Source organism: Cobetia sp. 29-18-1, from assembly GCF_029846405.1.
Lineage (GTDB): Bacteria > Pseudomonadota > Gammaproteobacteria > Pseudomonadales > Halomonadaceae > Cobetia > Cobetia amphilecti.
In genome coordinates this window covers 1-18,931 of record NZ_JARWKS010000023.1, presented here as the reverse complement: position 1 = coordinate 18,931, position 18,931 = coordinate 1, and the positions used below count along the sequence as shown (strand labels likewise).

The 18,931-nt window shown below is 60.5% G+C and carries 13 protein-coding genes and 4 tRNA genes; all 17 read right to left on the bottom strand.

What is annotated here, in order from left to right; translation table 11 throughout:
* Positions 1-6: 6 nt before the first annotated feature.
* The 17 genes from rpsG to QD208_RS15230 all read right to left on the bottom strand — a co-directional run bounded on the left by rpsG (position 7) and on the right by QD208_RS15230 (position 18,703).
* On the bottom strand, positions 7-477 hold the full coding sequence (gene rpsG, locus QD208_RS15310) for a 30S ribosomal protein S7 (protein ID WP_043334878.1): 471 nt from the start codon (positions 475-477) through the stop codon (positions 7-9).
* A gap of 101 nt (positions 478-578) precedes the next feature.
* Entirely contained in the window at positions 579-953 is a 375-nt protein-coding gene (gene rpsL / locus QD208_RS15305) for a 30S ribosomal protein S12 (protein ID WP_043334880.1), read from the bottom strand.
* A gap of 137 nt (positions 954-1,090) precedes the next feature.
* Positions 1,091-5,332 carry a DNA-directed RNA polymerase subunit beta' gene (gene rpoC, locus QD208_RS15300; RefSeq protein ID WP_279837357.1) on the bottom strand — a complete coding sequence of 1,414 codons (4,242 nt, stop codon included), beginning with the start codon at positions 5,330-5,332 and terminating at the stop codon, positions 1,091-1,093.
* A gap of 88 nt (positions 5,333-5,420) precedes the next feature.
* Positions 5,421-9,497, bottom strand: a complete 4,077-nt coding sequence (gene rpoB, locus QD208_RS15295; protein WP_043334884.1) for a DNA-directed RNA polymerase subunit beta — start codon at positions 9,495-9,497, stop codon at positions 5,421-5,423.
* A 206-nt stretch (positions 9,498-9,703) separates the two neighbouring features.
* Complete coding sequence (gene rplL / locus QD208_RS15290) at positions 9,704-10,072, bottom strand: 50S ribosomal protein L7/L12 (protein WP_043334886.1); 369 nt, start codon at positions 10,070-10,072, stop codon at positions 9,704-9,706.
* 92 nt (positions 10,073-10,164) lie between these two features.
* On the bottom strand, positions 10,165-10,671 hold the full coding sequence (gene rplJ / locus QD208_RS15285; protein ID WP_043334888.1) for a 50S ribosomal protein L10: 507 nt from the start codon (positions 10,669-10,671) through the stop codon (positions 10,165-10,167).
* A gap of 261 nt (positions 10,672-10,932) precedes the next feature.
* Positions 10,933-11,625, bottom strand: a complete 693-nt coding sequence (gene rplA / locus QD208_RS15280; RefSeq protein WP_215823600.1) for a 50S ribosomal protein L1 — start codon at positions 11,623-11,625, stop codon at positions 10,933-10,935.
* A gap of 2 nt (positions 11,626-11,627) precedes the next feature.
* The gene (gene rplK / locus QD208_RS15275) at positions 11,628-12,059 is read right to left on the bottom strand and encodes a 50S ribosomal protein L11 (protein WP_043334893.1); all 432 of its coding nucleotides are present in this window, start codon (positions 12,057-12,059) and stop codon (positions 11,628-11,630) included.
* A 120-nt stretch (positions 12,060-12,179) separates the two neighbouring features.
* Entirely contained in the window at positions 12,180-12,713 is a 534-nt protein-coding gene (nusG, locus tag QD208_RS15270) for a transcription termination/antitermination protein NusG (protein ID WP_043334895.1), read from the bottom strand.
* Between the two features lie 10 nt (positions 12,714-12,723).
* The gene (secE, locus tag QD208_RS15265; RefSeq protein WP_043334897.1) at positions 12,724-13,092 is read right to left on the bottom strand and encodes a preprotein translocase subunit SecE; all 369 of its coding nucleotides are present in this window, start codon (positions 13,090-13,092) and stop codon (positions 12,724-12,726) included.
* Between the two features lie 77 nt (positions 13,093-13,169).
* A tRNA-Trp gene (locus QD208_RS15260) sits at positions 13,170-13,245 on the bottom strand.
* A gap of 163 nt (positions 13,246-13,408) precedes the next feature.
* Positions 13,409-13,483, bottom strand: a tRNA-Thr gene (locus QD208_RS15255).
* Positions 13,484-13,518: 35 nt separating this feature from the next.
* Positions 13,519-13,592: transfer RNA gene (locus tag QD208_RS15250), tRNA-Gly, on the bottom strand.
* Positions 13,593-13,638: 46 nt separating this feature from the next.
* Positions 13,639-13,722: transfer RNA gene (locus QD208_RS15245), tRNA-Tyr, on the bottom strand.
* A gap of 109 nt (positions 13,723-13,831) precedes the next feature.
* Positions 13,832-14,671, bottom strand: a complete 840-nt coding sequence (locus tag QD208_RS15240) for a type III pantothenate kinase (protein ID WP_054556896.1) — start codon at positions 14,669-14,671, stop codon at positions 13,832-13,834.
* On the bottom strand, positions 14,668-15,648 hold the full coding sequence (locus tag QD208_RS15235; protein WP_043334904.1) for a biotin--[acetyl-CoA-carboxylase] ligase: 981 nt from the start codon (positions 15,646-15,648) through the stop codon (positions 14,668-14,670). The genes QD208_RS15240 and QD208_RS15235 overlap by 4 nt, the downstream gene beginning before the upstream one ends.
* A gap of 91 nt (positions 15,649-15,739) precedes the next feature.
* Positions 15,740-18,703, bottom strand: a complete 2,964-nt coding sequence (locus tag QD208_RS15230) for a DUF2339 domain-containing protein (RefSeq protein ID WP_279837356.1) — start codon at positions 18,701-18,703, stop codon at positions 15,740-15,742.
* Positions 18,704-18,931 lie beyond the last annotated feature (228 nt).

Below are 18,931 nucleotides of genomic sequence, written 5' to 3'. Positions count from 1 at the left end.
CGTTGTTTAGAAGCGGTAGTGGGAGAAGGCCTTGTTGGCTTCTGCCATGCGGTGCACGTCTTCACGCTTCTTCACAGCAGAACCCTTGCCTTCAGCGGCATCCAGGATCTCGCCAGAGAGGCGCTGCACCATGGTCTTTTCGCCGCGCTTGCGCGCAGCGTCCACCAGCCAACGCATGGCCAGTGCCTGACGACGGGAAGGACGAACTTCAACCGGCACCTGGTAGGTTGCACCACCAACACGACGGGACTTCACTTCGACCATCGGCTGGATGGCTTCCAGCGCCTTGTCGAAGAGGTCCAGCGGCTCGTCATTGGAGCGTTCGGCAACACGATCGAGAGCACCGTAAACGATGCGCTCAGCTGCAGACTTCTTGCCGCTGATCATCAGGTGGTTCATGAACTTGGCCAGGCGCTCGCTTCCGAACTTCGGATCCGGCAGGATTTCGCGCTTAGCTGCTACACGTCTTCTAGGCATGATAAGCCCTCAGTAGAAGGGTCCTTCAGGTAAACCCGGGACGCCTCGCGTTGGACGCGACGCCCGACCTTACTCTTATCAGACCGATATTAAACTTTGAATTACGCCTTCGGACGCTTGGCGCCGTACTTGGAACGGCCCTGCTTACGGTTCTGCACGCCAGAGGTATCCAGTGCACCACGAACGGTGTGGTAACGGACACCCGGCAAATCCTTCACACGACCGCCACGGATCAGAACAACAGAGTGTTCCTGAAGGTTGTGACCTTCACCGCCGATGTATGAAGTGACTTCGAAGCCGTTGGTCAGGCGAACACGGCAAACCTTACGGAGTGCGGAGTTCGGCTTCTTCGGGGTAGTAGTGTATACACGGGTACACACGCCACGCTTCTGCGGACATGCCTGCAGCGCAGGGACGTCGCTCTTGGACGCCTGACGCTTGCGCGGCTTGCGCACGAGCTGGTTAACGGTTGCCATTTGCTTGCTCCAATGGGTTGTACTGCCTTCCAACAACAGGGCAGGATGCACCTGCCCTACTGTTAAAGGCTGCATATTCTAGGGCTTGGGCCACAAGGGCGTCAACCCCGCCGTCAGAGACGGCGGGGTGCAAGACCTCAGAGGTCGTCGTCGTCCGCGTCGAGGGCAGTGAGCTGAGCGCCCAATTCCTGCTCGACGTCCTGTGCCGACGGGGCCGGTGCGAGCGGCAGGCCATCGCGACGGCGGCGACGCTCGTCGTGATAGGCCAGGCCAGTACCCGCCGGAATCAGGCGACCGACCACGACATTCTCCTTCAGACCACGGAGATAATCGCGCTTGCCGGTGACAGATGCCTCGGTCAGAACTCGCGTGGTTTCCTGGAAGGACGCCGCGGAGATGAACGATTCAGTTGCCAGGCTCGCCTTGGTGATACCGAGCAGGATGCGATCGAACTTGGCCGGGAACTTGCCGTCGGCCTCGAGACGCATGTTTTCTTCGACGACGCGGGCGTATTCCACCTGGTCGCCTGTGATGAAGGTGGAATCGCCAGAATCGGTGATCTCGACCTTGCGCAGCATCTGACGCACGATGACTTCGATGTGCTTGTCGTTGATGCCGACACCCTGGAGGCGATAGACCTCCTGGACTTCGGTGGTGATGTACTTGGTCATTTCCGCGACGCCGAGCAGACGCAGGATATCGTGCGGGTTGCTCGGGCCATCGGAGATGACTTCACCCTTCTCGACCGTTTCACCTTCGAAGACGCTGATCTGGCGCCATTTCGGGATCAACAGCTCGAACGGATCACCTTCCACCGGCGTGATGGTCAGACGACGCTTGCCTTTGGTTTCCTTGCCGAAGGTCACGGTACCGGAGATCTCGGCCAGGATGGCCGGCTCTTTCGGACGACGTGCTTCGAACAGGTCGGCAACACGCGGCAGACCACCGGTGATGTCCTTGTTACCGGACGCTTCCATCGGGATACGTGCGATGACGTCACCCACGCCGACGGCTGCGCCATTCTCGGCGGACACCACGGCATTGCCCGGCAGCAGGTACTGGACCGGCGTGTTGGAGCCCGGCAGTGTCACGTGCTTGCCGCCACCGTCTACCAGCATGATCATCGGACGCTTGTCACGGGCCGCGGACGGACGTGAAGCGCTTTCGATGACCTCGATGGAGGACAGGCCGGTCATTTCGTCAGTGGTACGGTTGATGGTCTGGCCATCTTCCATGTCCGTGAACTGCACCTGACCCGCGACTTCCGCGACGATCGGGTGAGTGTGCGGATCCCACTTGGCGACGGACTGACCAGAGGCCACCGGGTCGCCGTCACGCACGGACAGCTCAGCACCGTACGGGAGCTTGTAGAATTCGCGCTCACGGCCGTGGTCATCCGCCACTGCCAGTGCGCTGGAACGCGAGACGACAATCAGCTTGCCATCGGCACGTTCGACCGACTTGATGTTGTGCAGACGCACGCTGCCGCCATGCTTGACCTGGACACTGTCCACGGCGGAGGCACGCGAAGCGGCACCACCGATGTGGAAGGTACGCATGGTCAGCTGGGTACCCGGCTCACCGATGGACTGTGCCGCGATGACACCGATGGCTTCACCGACGTTGACCTGATGGCCACGCGCCAGGTCACGACCGTAACAGGCCGAGCAGACACCGTGCACGGTTTCACAACCGATGGTGGTACGCACGATGATCTCATCGACGCCCATGGTATCGAGCTGTGCACACCAGGCTTCGTCGAGCAGCGTGCCGCGTGCGATCAGGACCTCATCAGAGACCGGATCGATCACGTCCTGCGCCACGACACGACCCAGCACACGCTGGGACAGCGGGACGATGATGTCGCCGCCTTCGATGACCGGGTGCAGAATCAGACCTTCCTGAGTGCCGCAATCCGCTTCGGTGATGACCAGATCCTGGGCAACATCGACCAGACGACGGGTCAGGTAACCGGAGTTGGCGGTCTTCAGTGCCGTATCCGCCAGACCCTTACGGGCACCGTGCGTGGAGATGAAGTACTGGAGTACGTTCAGACCTTCACGGAAGTTGGCGGTGATCGGCGTCTCGATGATCGAGCCATCCGGCTTGGCCATCAGGCCACGCATACCAGCCAGCTGACGAATCTGTGCGGCGGAACCACGCGCACCGGAGTCGGCCATGATGAAGACGCTGTTGAAGGAGTCCTGCTCCATCGGCTTGCCGTCTTCGTCATTGACCACTTCGCCTTTCCAGTTGACGACGGTCTCTTTCGAGATACCTGCCATCATCTCCTTGGCGACACGGTCGTTGGCACGCGCCCAGATATCGATGACCTTGTTGTACTTCTCGCCCGCGGTCACGAGACCGGAGGAGAACTGGTCTTCGATCTCTTTCACTTCGTCTTCGGCCGCGTCGATGATGACCTTCTTCGCGTCCGGGATGACGAAGTCGTTGACGCCGATGGAGGCGCCGGACCAGGTCGCGAGACGGAAGCCGGTGTACATCAGCTGGTCAGCGAAGATGACGGTGTCCTTCAGACCGACACGACGGTACGCCTCGTTGATCAGACCGGAGATGGCTTTCTTCTTCATCACCTGGTTGATCAGCTCGAACGGCATGCCCTTCGGCAGAATGCGGAACAGCAGTGCGCGACCGATGGTGGTGTCGTGCAGGGACGTCTTCTCGTACAGCTCGCCGGACTCTTCGTCCTTGAGCGTCTCGGTCAGACGGACCTTGACCATCGCGTGCAGGTGAGCGCTGTGCGTACCGAAGGCACGCTCGACTTCACCCAGGTTCGCGAAGGCCATGCCCTCACCCTTGGCACCGATCTTCTCGCGGGTCATGTAGTACAGACCCAGCACGACGTCCTGGGACGGCACGATGATCGGCTCGCCGTTGGCCGGCGACAGCACGTTGTTGGTCGACATCATCAACGCACGCGCTTCCAGCTGGGCTTCCAGCGTCAGCGGTACGTGGACAGCCATCTGGTCACCATCAAAGTCGGCGTTGTACGCAGCGCAGACCAGCGGGTGCAGTTGGATGGCCTTGCCTTCGATCAGCAGCGGCTCGAACGCCTGGATACCCAGACGGTGCAGAGTCGGGGCACGGTTCAGCAGCACCGGGTGCTCGCGGATGACGTCGGCGAGGAAATCCCAGACTTCCGGGGCTTCGCGCTCGACCATCTTCTTGGCGGCCTTGATGGTGCTGGCGTGACCGGAGGCCTGCAGCTTGGCGTAGATGAACGGCTTGAACAGCTCAAGCGCCATCTTCTTCGGCAGACCGCACTGGTGCAGACGCAGGGTCGGGCCGACGGTGATGACGGAACGACCGGAATAGTCGACGCGCTTGCCCAGCAGGTTCTGACGGAAACGACCCTGCTTGCCCTTGATCATGTCGGCCAGCGACTTCAGCGGACGCTTGTTGGAACCAGTGATGGCGCGACCGCGACGACCGTTGTCGAGCAGTGCATCCACGGATTCCTGCAGCATGCGCTTCTCGTTGCGCACGATGATGTCCGGCGCATTGAGGTCGAGCAGACGCTTGAGGCGGTTGTTGCGGTTGATCACACGACGATACAGATCGTTCAGATCCGAGGTCGCGAAGCGGCCGCCGTCCAGCGGTACCAGCGGACGCAGGTCCGGCGGCAGCACTGGCAGCACTTCCATGATCATCCAGCCCGGCTTGTTGCCGGAATAGTAGAAGGCTTCCAGCAGCTTGAGGCGCTTGGACAGCTTCTTGATCTTGGTCTCGGAGTTGGTCTGCGGAATCTCTTCACGCAGGCGCTCGACCTCTTCTTCCAGCTCGATGTCCTCGAGCAGCGCCTTGATGGCCTCGGCACCCATGCGGGCGTCGAAATCATCACCGAATTCTTCCAGCGCTTCGAAGTACTGCTCATCGTTGAGCAGATGACCCTTCTCGAGGGTCGTCATGCCCGGATCGATGACCACGAAGCTTTCGAAGTACAGCACGCGCTCGATATCACGCAGAGTCATGTCGAGCAGCATGCCGATACGGGACGGCAGAGACTTCAGGAACCAGATATGCGCGACCGGGCTCGCCAGTTCGATGTGAGCCATACGCTCACGACGCACTGCCGCCTTGGTCACTTCAACGCCACACTTCTCACAGATGATGCCGCGATGCTTCATCCGCTTGTACTTGCCACACAGGCACTCGTAGTCCTTCACCGGGCCAAAGATCTTGGCACAGAAAAGACCATCACGTTCCGGCTTGAATGTCCGGTAGTTGATGGTTTCAGGCTTCTTCACTTCACCAAAAGACCACGAGCGAATCATGTCCGGAGACGCCAGGGTAATCTTGATGGCGTCGAATTCTTCGGACTGCGCCTGCGATTTGAGAACTTTCACCAAATCTTTCATGGGTCGCTCCGTTGCGGAGTTGTCATGGGCAAAGCCTGGCTGCTGACACCAGGCTTTGCGGACCGTCAATACTTGTGGCTTTTCGGCGTCAGCCTTCCAGCTCCATGTCGATACCCAGCGAGCGGATTTCCTTCACCAGCACGTTGAAGGATTCGGGCATGCCCGCCTGCATGGTGTGATCGCCATCTACGATGCTCTTGTACATCTTGGTACGGCCTTCCACGTCATCGGACTTGACCGTGAGCATCTCCTGGAGGGTGTAGGCAGCGCCGTACGCCTCGAGGGCCCAGACCTCCATCTCACCGAAGCGCTGACCACCAAACTGCGCCTTACCACCCAGCGGCTGCTGCGTGACGAGGGAGTAGGAGCCGGTCGAACGCGCATGCATCTTGTCATCCACCAGGTGGTTGAGCTTGAGCATGTACATGTAACCGACGGTCACCTTGCGATCGAACTTCTCGCCGGTGCGGCCATCGTAGAGGTCCATCTGTCCGGAATCAGGGATACCGGCCAGCGTGAGCAACTGCTTGATCTCGTGTTCCTTGGCGCCATCGAAGACCGGCGTTGCCATCGGCACGCCCTTCTTCAGGTTGTGCGCCATGGTGATGATTTCATCATCGCTGAGCACGGAGAGGTCTTCCTGGCGACCGCCGACGGTGTTGTACACCTTGTCGAGGAATTCGCGGATCTGCTTGACCTGCTCGGCACGCTCTTCGCGCAGCATGTGCTCGATCTTCACGCCCAGGCCACGCGCGGCCATGCCGAGGTGGGTCTCGAGGATCTGACCGACGTTCATGCGCGACGGTACACCCAGCGGGTTCAGCACGACGTCAACCGACTCGCCATTGCCATCGAACGGCATGTCTTCGACCGGCATGATCGCGGAGATGACACCCTTGTTACCGTGACGACCGGCCATCTTGTCACCCGGCTGGATACGACGCTTCACGGCGACGTAGACCTTGACGATCTTGAGCACGCCCGGTGCCAGATCATCACCCTGGGTGAGCTTGCGCTTCTTGTCTTCGAAGCGCTCGTCCATCTCGCGACGACGGATCTCGAGTTGCTCATCGGCCTGAGCCAGCAGTTCGTTGAGAGACTCGTCCTGCAGACGCAGCTTGAACCACTCCTGGCGCGGCAGTGCTTCCAGGTAGTCATCGGTCAGCACGTCGCCCTTCTTGAGCTTCGGACCACCGTTGACGGCCTGACCGACCAGGTTGCGCTGCATGCGCTCGAAGGTCGCCTCTTCCGCGATGCGGTAGGTTTCCTGCAGGTCCTTGCGGACCTCGGCCAGCTGCATCTGCTCGATGGAGAGCGCACGCTGATCCTTCTCGACGCCGTCACGGGTGAAGACCTGAACGTCGATGACGGTGGCCTTCATGCCGGTCGGGGCACGCAGAGAGGTGTCCTTAACGTCGGACGCCTTCTCGCCGAAGATGGCACGCAACAGCTTCTCTTCCGGCGTCAGCTGAGTCTCGCCCTTCGGCGTGACCTTGCCGACCAGGATGTCGCCCGGGTTCAGCTCGGCACCGATGTAGACGACACCGGACTCATCCAGCTTGGAGAGTGCGGATTCGCCGACATTCGGGATATCGGAAGTGATTTCTTCCGGCCCGAGCTTGGTGTCACGCGCGACACAGGTCAGTTCCTGGATGTGGATGGTGGTGAAGCGATCTTCCTGCACCACACGCTCCGAGAACAGGATGGAATCCTCGAAGTTGAAGCCGTTCCAGGGCATGAACGCCAGACGCATGTTCTGACCCAGGGCCAGATCACCCATGTCGACGGACGGGCCGTCGGCCAGGATGTCGCCGATGGCGACTTCGTCGCCAGGACGCACGATCGGGCGCTGGTTCTGACAGGTATTCTGGTTCGAGCGCACGTACTTGGTCAGGTTGTAGATATCAACGCCGGCTTCACCGCCGATGATCTCTTCTTCCCGCACACGTACGACGATGCGCTTGGCATCGACGGAATCGATGACGCCGCCACGACGTGCCACGGCGCAGACGCCGGAGTCACGCGCCACGAAGCGCTCCATGCCGGTACCGACCAGCGGCTTGTCAGCCTTCAGAGTCGGAACGGCCTGACGCTGCATGTTCGCACCCATCAAGGCGCGGTTGGCATCATCGTGCTCGAGGAACGGGATCAGTGCGGCAGCGACAGAGACGACCTGACGCGGAGACACGTCCATCATGGTGACCTTTTCCGGCGCCATGAAGGTGGTCTCGCCACGGTGACGAACCTGAACCAGGTCATCGACCAGACGGCCGTTCTCGTCGACGGTCGCGGAGGCCTGGGCGATGATGAAATCGCCTTCCTCGATCGCGGACAGATCGACGACATCGTCGGTGACCTGACAATCCACGACCTTGCGGTACGGCGTCTCGAGGAAGCCATAGCTGTTGGTCTTGGAGTAGGTCGCCAGCGAGTTGATCAGACCGATGTTCGGGCCTTCCGGCGTTTCGATCGGGCACAGACGGCCGTAGTGCGTGGCGTGAACGTCACGAACTTCGAAGCCGGCGCGCTCACGGGTCAGACCACCCGGACCAAGCGCGGAGACACGGCGCTTGTGCGTCACTTCGGACAGCGGGTTGTTCTGATCCATGAACTGGGAGAGCTGGCTGGAACCGAAGAATTCCTTCACCGCCGCCGCAACCGGCTTGGCGTTGATGAGATCCTGCGGCATCAGGCCTTCGCTCTCGGCCATGGACAGACGCTCCTTGACCGCACGCTCGACGCGGACCAGACCGACACGGAACTGGTTTTCCGCCATTTCGCCCACAGAGCGAATACGACGGTTGCCCAGGTGGTCGATGTCATCGACATCGCCATTGCCGTTACGGATGCTGATCAGCTCCTTCATGACGGTCAGGATATCGTCCTGATCGAGCACGCCGCTGCCGGTATCGCTTTCGCGACGCAGGCGGCGGTTGAACTTCATGCGGCCCACGCCCGACAGGTCGTAGCGGTCTTCGCTGAAGAACAGGTTCTGGAACAGTGACTCTGCTGCATCCTTGGTGGGCGGCTCGCCCGGACGCATCATGCGGTAGATCTCGACCAATGCCTCGAGCTGGTTACGCGTGGTATCCAGTTTCAGGGTATCGGACACGAACGGACCGCAATCCAGGTCGTTGGTGTAGATGACTTCGAACTGGGTGATCTTGGCCTGCGCCATCTTCTCCAGCAGTTCCGGAGTGATCTCGCTGTTGCTTTCGCAGACCAGCTCACCAGTGGCCGGATCGATCTGATCCTTGGCCAGCACCTTGCCGTAAAGGTAGTCCATCGGCACTTCGAGACGCTCGAGGCCGGAGGCTTCCATCTGACGGACGTGCTTCTGTGTAATACGACGACCTTCCTCCACGATCACGCTACCGTCGGCATCCTTGATGTCGAAGGCGGCGGTCTCGCCACGCAGACGTGCCGGCACCAGCTCAACGGAGAAGCCGCTGCGCTCGATGTGGTACATCGTGGTGTCGAAGAACGTACCGAGAATCTCTTCGCTGGTCATGCCCATGGCACGCAGCAGCACGGAAGCCGGCAGCTTGCGACGACGGTCGATACGGACGTAGACGTTGTCCTTCGGATCAAACTCGAAGTCCAACCAGGAACCGCGGTAAGGAATCACACGTGCGGAGTACAGCAGCTTGCCGGACGAGTGGCTCTTGCCCTTGTCGTGGTCGAAGAACACACCCGGCGAGCGATGCAGCTGTGACACGATGACACGCTCGGTACCATTGATGACGAAGGTACCGTTCTCTGTCATTAGGGGGATTTCCCCCATGTAGACTTCCTGCTCCTTGATGTCCTTGATCGCCTTGTTCGACGATTCCTTGTCATAGATCATCAGGCGCACTTTCACGCGCAGCGGTGCAGAGTAAGTGACTCCGCGCAGCTGACATTCCTTGACGTCGAACGCCGGCGTACCGAAGCGGTAGCTGACATACTCGAGCGCTGCGTTGCCAGAGAAACTGGCAATCGGGAACACGGACTTGAAGGCAGCGTGAAGGCCGACTTCCAGGCGCTGTTCTGGCGCCCTGTCCTGCTGGAGAAAGTCGTGGTAGGAATCAAGCTGGATGGCCAGCAGGTAAGGCACATCCATCACTTGGGGCAGTTTGCCAAAATCCTTGCGGATGCGTTTTTTCTCAGTGTATGAGTAAGCCATCTGTATTCCCCAGCTTGTTCACCTTGGGTGACCGATGCGTGGTCGGCTCATCCCTGATGGCGCGGCGATGTCCATCAGGCGCGGACGGCAAGCCTCCCTTGCGGGCTGGCTCGCCGTCATAATTCGTCTTGCAACAGAAAAAGGCTGGTGGCGGAGTCCGCCACCAGCCAGGAAGCTTACGCAGCGTGCGTAGCCTGGAACACGAGTTACTTGAGTTCCACGGACGCGCCAGCTTCTTCCAGCTTCTTCTTCGCTTCTTCAGCGTCTTCCTTGCTCACGCCTTCTTTCAGGGTGGCCGGAGCGCCGTCGACAGCTGCCTTGGCTTCTTTCAGACCCAGGCCAGTCAGTTCACGAACAGCCTTGATGACGTTGACTTTCTTGTCACCAGCAGCAGTCAGAACGATGTCGAACTCGGTCTGTTCTTCAGCGGCTTCACCAGCAGCGGCCGGGCCAGCGACGACGGCGGCAGCGGCGGAAACGCCGAACTTCTCTTCCATTGCTTCGATCAGCTCAGCCACTTCCATGACGGTCATGTCAGCGACGGCGTTGATGATGTCTTCTTTGGTCAGTGCCATTTTAGCAATCCTAAACTTTGCGGAGCAAAGATGCTCAGTCAAACGGAAATCGATTCAGGCTGCACGAGACAGCCAGGAGGTCAAAGCGCTGCTTACGCGGCGGCTTCGGCTTCCTTCTGATCGCGCAGTGCTGCGATAGTACGGACCAGCTTGCCTGCAGAAGCTTCCTTCATGACAGACAGCAGCTTGGACAGTGCTTCATCGCGGGTCGGCAGAGATGCCAGACGGTCGATATTCGCCGCCGGGATGAACTCGCCTTCGTAGGCCAATGCCTTGACTTCGAACGCCTCGACCTTCTTGGCAAATTCCTTGAACAGACGAGCGCCAGCGCCCGGGTGTTCCATGGAGAATGCAAGCAGAGTCGGGCCGACGAAGGACTCGTTCAGCACCTCGTAAGAGGTACCGGACAGCGCACGACGAGCCAGAGTGTTGCGAACAACACGCAGCTGGACGCCCGCTTCGCGGCACTGTTTGCGCAATTCGGTCATTGCGCCAACAGTTACACCACGAGAGTCGGCAGCGACTACGGAGAGAGCACCCTTGGCGGTTTCGCTGACCTCAGCAACAATTGCCTTCTTGTCTTCGAGACCTAAAGCCACGGTGTTGACTCCATTTCGTGCCGGGGAACGAATTCCCCAGTGGTTTACCATCTCTCTCACCAGAACTGCGCGGGAGAGTCTTGGAGGATGGCTGCCACCAGCAGGGCTGGGACACCATCTGCGCAGGCTACGCGCAATGCAAGCATCGCGGCGCGATTAAGCTGGCCCCGTCACCGAGGTGACAAGGCCAGCGCCTGCGGTCTTTGACGGCGCCCCGCGGCTGAGCACGGGGACCGCAAAGTGAAACATTCTGAGACTGCCTTACGCGTACTTGGCGTGATCGACAGTCAGACCCGGGCCCATGGTGCTGGACAGGGTGATCTTCTTCAGGTAGACACCCTTGGAAGTGCTCGGCTTCAGCTTCTTGACTTCGGCCACCAGGGCGTCGATGTTACCCTGAATGGAGTCAGCGCTGAAGTCGATCTTGCCGATACCGGCGTGAATGATGCCGTTCTTGTCAGTACGGAAACGCACCTGACCAGCCTTGGCATTCTTCACGGCAGTCGCGACGTCAGGCGTCACGGTACCGACTTTCGGGTTCGGCATCAGGCCGCGCGGACCGAGGATCTGGCCCAGCTGACCGACAACGCGCATGGCATCCGGAGAAGCGATGACGACGTCGAAGTCCATCACGCCTTTCTTGACCTGTTCTGCCAGGTCGTCCATGCCGATCACATCTGCACCGGCTTCCTTCGCTGCTTCAGCGTTGGCGCCCTGGGTGAAGACAGCGACGCGCACTTCGTTACCGGTGCCATTCGGCATCACGGTAGCGCCGCGAACGACCTGATCGGATTTACGCGGGTCAACACCCAGGTTCAGAGAGACTTCGATGGTCTCCTTGAACTTGACGGTGGACAGCTCGGACAGCAGAGCAACAGCTTCTTCGACGCTGTAGACCTTGCCGGATTCAACTTTCGCGTTGATCGCCTGGGCGCGCTTTGAAATCTTGGCCATGATCAAAGACCCTCCACGTTCAGGCCCATGCTACGGGCAGTACCGGCGATGGTGCGAACAGCAGCGTCCAGATTGGAAGCTGTCAGGTCCGGTTCCTTGGTGGTCGCGATCTCTTCGAGCTGAGCGCGAGTCACGGTACCGACCTTCTTCTTGTTCGGCTCGCCAGAACCGGACTTCAGACCAGCCGCTTTCAGCAGCAGGACGGCCGCAGGCGGCGTCTTGGTGACGAAAGTGAAGCTACGATCGGAGTAGACAGTGATGACCACGGGAGTCGGGAGACCCGGCTCGACGTTCTGGGTAGCGGCGTTGAACGCTTTACAGAACTCCATGATATTGACACCGTGCTGACCGAGGGCAGGACCCACGGGCGGGCTCGGGTTAGCTTTACCGGCTGCAACCTGCAGCTTGATGTAAGCCTGTACTTTCTTGGCCATGATAGGACTCCAGTATGGGTGGTAGCGCCTTGCGGCTCCCCGTAAAACCGGGCCGCCTCAGGCGACCCGTCGTGTTGCCGTGATGCTCGCATTCAAACAGGTGAGATGATGATCCTGAGATCAGTCCTTCTCGACCTGGGAGAACTCGAGCTCCACCGGCGTAGCACGCCCGAAGATCAGTACACTGACCTGCAGACGGCTCTTTTCGTAATTCACTTCTTCGACTACGCCATTGAAGTCCGCGAACGGACCATCAGTGACACGCACCGTTTCACCCGGCTCGAAGAGAGTCTTCGGACGCGGCTTGTCGGTGCCATCCTGAACGCGACGCAGCATGGCGTCGGCTTCTTTCTGGGTAATCGCTGCCGGCTTCTCCGGGGTTCCGCCAATGAAACCCATGACGCGCGGGGTTTCATTCACCAGGTGCCAGGACTGATCATTCATGTCCATCTCGACCAGCACGTAGCCCGGGTAGAACTTGCGCTCGCTCTTGCGGCGCTTGCCGTCACGCATTTCGACGATTTCTTCGACCGGCACGAGAATCTCACCGAAGTGATCTTCCATGGCGTAAAGCTTCACACGCTCGTTGAGCGAACGCATGACCTGCTTTTCGAAACCGGAATAGGCGTGTATGACATACCAACGCTTGGACATGGAAACTCCGTTAACTGACGATGCCGGACATCAGCCAGCCGAGGGTGGTATCGATGAGCCATAGCAACAGGCCCACGATAAGCACGGCACCCAGCACGATGGCAGTTGTCTGGACAGTTTCCTGTCGGGTCGGCCAAACGACGCGCTGGATCTCGCGGCGCGCACTACTTGCCAGCTCGACAACATCACGACCTTTGTTGGTCGTGATCGCCAGAGCAGCCGCTGCAACACCAAGCACGACGACGCCAAGCACGCGATAAAGCAGCGCTTGGTCAGCAAAATAGGCGTTGCCAGCAACAGCCAGCACAAGAAGAATGACAACGACCGACCACTTGAACCCGTCGTGGCGCGCTTCCTGCACCTCGGCGTTCTGTTTCATCAAAGAGACTCCTCAAGGGTGCAGCGATCGCTAGAATCGAGAATCGGTAAGAAGTCGAATACCATCCTGGGGAAGGATGGCAGGCCAGGAGGGAATCGAACCCCCAACCTGCGGTTTTGGAGACCGCTGCTCTGCCAATTGAGCTACTGGCCTGTAACACTTGCGTGTTCCAGAGACTAAAAACAAGGCTGAATGAACAGCGGGCGCCATCATAGCTGAGACAACCCAAACTGACAAGCCTTATCTTTGACCGCGACCTGGGAGGTCGCCGGAAACGAAAAAGACGAGCCAAACTGCGACTCGCCTTTCCGTTGTATGGAGCTCGTGGGCGGATTTGAACCGCCGACCTCACCCTTACCAAGGGTGTGCTCTACCCCTGAGCTACACGAGCAAAACCTTTGCGCAATCTCGACTGGCGAGATGAACTGGAGCGGGCAGCGGGAATCGAACCCGCGTCATCAGCTTGGAAGGCTGAGGTTCTACCATTAAACTATGCCCGCTTTCCAACTCTTGCTGCCCTGATGCACACGGCATCATAAGCGAATCTGGTGGTGGGGGAAGGATTCGAACCTTCGAAGCTTTCGCGGCAGATTTACAGTCTGCTCCCTTTGGCCACTCGGGAACCCCACCATCTGTGACGACGAATCTTACGCCGCTTGAGATACGCTGTCAAGTGCTTGATTTCATTCTACTTCAAGCGCTTGAGGGAATGTATCGCCTCAGAACGGGACGTAGTATGTCAAAGCATCTGGGTGAGCGCAAGCCCTGAGCGAAGTTTTTCTAGATCAGGCACTCGCGGCTGGTCGGGCGCACCTGACAGGCGCCCTGCCCGCTCGGCAGCGGTCAATGGATACAGTGCCTCCAGGCCGGCATACACCATGTCTGGCCACAGCGCATGCGGCACCCGCAGACCGCGCGCCACCACCCGCGCGTCACCGCCGGTCAGCAGTAGCGGCAAGGCTACCCCTTCACGATCGCAGACCTCGGCATAGAGACGATTGACCGCACTGACGGCCGCCATGTAGATACCGTGATTGACGGCCTCTACCGTATTGCGACCCGGCGCGAGCAGCGTATCCACCTCGGTATCCGGGTCGATGGCCACATTGCGCGTACCCAGCTTGAGGCTTTCCTTCATCAGACGCAGCCCCGGGAGAATATACCCCCCCAGATGCTTGCCTCCCGGCAGCACGAAATCCACCGTGATCGCGCTACCGCAATCGACGCTGCAACAGCCCCCGGTGAGATGATGGCCGGCGAGTGCGCCCAACCAGCGATCAACGCCCAGGCGTTGCGGCTCTTCATAGCCACAGGTGACGCCCAGCGCCTCCCGCGTCGAGTGCGCGACATGCACGACGCCGACCTGCTTGCGCAGCAACTCCACCGTCTCATCCAGCACCTGCTTGCGCGCCACGCTGGAGATGCGCACGGCCGTGACGACATCCAGGTCAGGAATGTCCGCGCCCGGCCGCCACTCCTCTCGCGTCCAGACGGCGCCGCGCGAGCGGATCTCGCTGGAAACGGTGTCCTTGAGACGCCATTTTGACAAGGTGTTGCCGATATCAAGATCCAGAATCATGAGACGGCGCGCAGACTGATCTCGCCACCGGCGAGAGTGATGGTTTCGCCATTCATGCGCACCTCAAGATTTCCATTGATATCGACACCTTCTGCCACGGCTTCTTCTCGTCTGTCTCCGCGCAGAATCACCACATCACGCCCCTTGAAGGCATTGCGCTCATTCCAGCGCGCCTGCCATCCGGCAAAGCCCTGCGACTCGAACTCGGGCAACAGTGCCAGCAATGACTCCATCAGACGCGCGGCATAGCGATTGCGTGAAGCACCGGGAATGATGTCACGTACCGCAGCCACCGGTTGAGTGATCGCCTCGCGTCGGGAGGCCGGCAACTCGATGTTCATGCCGATACCGATGACGACATCACAGGGACCGGACACATCCCCTGTGACCTCGACCAGGATACCGGCGATCTTGGGTTGATCCTTCTGTATCTGCAGCAGGACATCGTTGGGCCACTTGAGGCGCGCGGGCAGGCCATCGGCCTCGAGCACCTCCGCCACCGCCACGCCGATCGCCAGACTCAGGCCCTCAAGCGATGCGGCGCCTGATTCGAAGCGCCAGCCAAGCGAGAAGACCAGGCTGCGGCCCCAGGGAGTCTCCCACTCACGCCCACGACGGCCACGCCCAGCCGATTGCACCTCCGCCAGACAGACCTCGGCATGGCCGGCTCCCTGACGAAAGCGCTCGCGGATGAAGGTATTGGTCGAGTCCACCGACTCCTCGACGAACAGGCGCGTCAGGTGTTTGCGAGTCTCGCGCGGCAGCGCCTCGATGATCTGTTGACCATCGAGCAACTCGATGGGGTTGGCCAGTCGATAGCCAAGCCCCTTGATGGCTTCCAGCGGAATGTCGAGCGCCTCAAGTTTCTTGAGCTGCTTCCAGACCGCCGTACGCGACACCCCGAGCTCTTCGCCCAGGGCCTCTCCGGAGTGGTAGCCACCATCTCCAAGCAGACGAATGAGATCACGGATGGTCATGCGGAGGCCTGTCCCTGTGCAAAAGCGCACATTCTATCGGATTCATGGGCTTGCGAGCCAAGAACAACGACCAAAGATAACGCTCTTTTCGTCAATTCCGCTCCCCGGCACGCATTCCCGCCCCCGCCAGGCGATTGAACAAGGCGGAAAGCAGCATCAGGACACTGCCCAGTCCCAGCCATGAACCTACTCGCCACAGCCCCTCCAGGGTGGCGGTATCCCACACCCCCACCTTGATCACGGTGAGGATCAGAATGCCCTGTCCGATACGCTGCCAGTGTTGCTGCCCCACCTTGGCACCACTCACGACCAGGGCCGCCGCGACGACCAGCATCAGCACACTGTAGGCATATAGCTCCGCCTGCTCGATGCCCTGCCATAGCCCCAGCCCAGCGCCATGCCAGCAGTGACGCAAGTTGAGCGCCAACCACAATCCGGCTGACAGCAGACCGAGCACTTCACTTAGCCCGCGTATTCGTGAGCGTGTCGCGGCGCTTCCCGCATCCACGTCCGGTGCGCGCCTGGATGTCATGCGCCAGAGCATAGCGGCGCCGAGTGCAGGCAGGCCGTAGGCCGGCAGAAGCCAATTGACCAGCGGCCAGCTCCCGACATCCCCCGGGTGCCAGAGCGGATTGAAGATGCCCAGCACGCCGACACTCCAGAGAATCACAGCCGCTCCGCCGACCACCAGTGCCAGCACGCGATAAAGCTGCGTCCCTGCCCGCGCCTCAGCACCGTCGCCACGAGCACGCCAGGCATAGCTTGCCGCCACCCCGGCCAGCGCCAACACCTGCAGGGAAAGCTCCGCCAGGGTGAGGCTGCCCTCGAAGGGCTTTCCACCGGTCAACACATAACGGATTTCCATCACCAGCGTCGCGACGGCAAGCTGGACAACGGCACCCTCCAGCCAACGCTGTGTCCGCGGACGGTGGCGCATGCCGAGACTGGTCATGGCAACACAGGCCAATACCGGCAGCAGTATCTGCAGTGGCCAGTGCGCGATACCGGCATAGTCGTCATGCGCCATGCCATACATCAAGCGAGCCACGACACCCCACGCCAGCAAGCGTGACAGCTCAGCAAACACGGAGCGCCCCGCGGTATGCCCCTCGCGATACCAGCGCCATTCACAAGCGGTCAAACCCAATAGTTGCAGCGCCAGCGCCAGGGTCAGAGATGGCCCCTCCAGCACTGCCACCAGGGCAAGGAATATTCCGGCCTGCGCCGGCAGCCACAGTCCTGCGTCAAGCTGAGCGCCTTCACGCGCCTGGAAACGCATGGCACCTGCCCAGCACACCAGCCCCCAGATCAATGGCGGCAGCCCTGTGTTGACCAGTCCTGTGTTGATCAGCCTCCCTGCATCGCTCGCCCCGCTCGTCCATGGCATGACGTCCTGCCAGAGCACCAGGGCCCACGCCAGCAGCGGCACCATGGTCGCCAATGCCCACCAACAGGCTGCAAGCGACCTCTCTGCTCTTTCACCCGCATCATGACGCGGTCGCCAACGCGCCAGCGACAACAGGCCGACACTCAGTATCAGCGGGCTGATCATCGCGCTGCTCGACAGCGGTGCCGTCAAAGCAAGCCCCCACACCAGCAACCAGAGTCCGTTGCCAGCAACCACCATCGACCACAGCACCGCATGGCGGCGACTAGACCAGGCAATCACCAGCATCGGCATGAGGCTAGCCAGCCACCCCCGATGCCACAGGGACACACCGGAGCCGGCCATATCGGAAGGCGCCACCAATGAGTCAAAGGAGACGCCATGCACGAGACTGCCCAGCCAGGGCAGCCAGAGTCCCAGCACGACGCTCACTGAGACAAGCCCCCCGGCGAGCCAGTGCCGACGCAGGTCAAGAGATGCGCGCCAGGGCAACCAGGTCGCAAGTGAGGTCTTCGACTGTCGCTCATCCTTTTCTGCGGCGCCCGTGGATGGCTCCCACACCTCCCCCCACAGATACCCCAACGCCAGCACGGCCAGCCAGACACCACCCACCCAGGGCAACAGCCCCACCAGCAATGTCGCGCCAGAAGAGATGCCGAAGGGCATCAACAACAACCACCAGGCGAGCGCTCCCACCAGACCGCCCCAATACAGCCAGCTCACCGCGACCTGGCGGTACAGCACACGACACGCTGCCGCGATCACACCCGCATACCCCAGCAACAGCAAGGTCGAGGCTTCCTGCCACTGCTGGTGAATGGGCAGCGCCAAGGGCAGAGCATATCCGCCCAACATGCCCAATGCTGCCAGCCACGGCCCATGATGCCGCGCACGCTCCAGCATCCACAGACTCAAGGCTGCCAACAGCACGAAGGTGACCGGCATGGACACCAGCGAAAGCAGAAAGTGACCAGCCAGCAGGCTCGCCGCGAGCACCAGACTGCCGGCACCGCTGACGGCGCCGGTCAGGCTCGATGACTGGGACGTACGCAGTCTCAGCCACTCGGCCAATACCGTCATGCTCAGGCCGAACCCGAGACCCAGCGCCAGCCGTACCCCCGGCCCCAGCAAGCCCTGCTCAAGGGAGTACCCGACGAGCAGGATGCCTGCCATCACCAGAGACAAGGCACCCACAAGAATCATCCAGTGTTCCTGAAGGACCGTCAGCAGACGTGACATGCCTCCCGGCAGCACCTCTGATGCCTTGCTTGCAGGGTCTGCGCCCCGGCCCTTCTCGCCTGAACGACTGGAGGCAGCGCCATGCAACAAGCGCTGAAGTAGCCGGTAGGACAGAGAGTGGCCGCCACTGGATGATGCAGTGGCCCGCGAGTCACTGATCGGTGGTGTTGCATCGGCTGCTGCCAGTCCCTCCCGGGGCGGCACTTCGGCAGGCGATTTGTCCACACCCCCTTCTTGCAAGGGGGTGTGCATAACCGGAGCGTCATGAGCAGTAAGCTCGCGAGCAAGCCTGGCCTCCATATCGCGCAGTCGCTGCTCCAGCGCCTTGATGCGCAGCATGCTGAGCCACCCCATCAAGGAACCACCCAGTACCAGCAACGCCATCATGACGCCCACCAACATCAGCTCATCCATCGCCCAGCCCGTCATCGAAGAGTCGTGTTCAGAGACTACGGCATTTTGCCCGGCACCTCATGCTGTCAGTCTCTCAGCACCGTATTTGCACATTGGACGCAAAAAGCCCGACTCCTGGGGGAGCCGGGCTTTCTTTTCCACGCACAAAGAGAACCGCCCCTGCAGCAAGGCTACAGGGGCGGTTCAGTATAAGTGCCTGACGATGACCTACTCTCACATGGAGAAACTCCACACTACCATCGG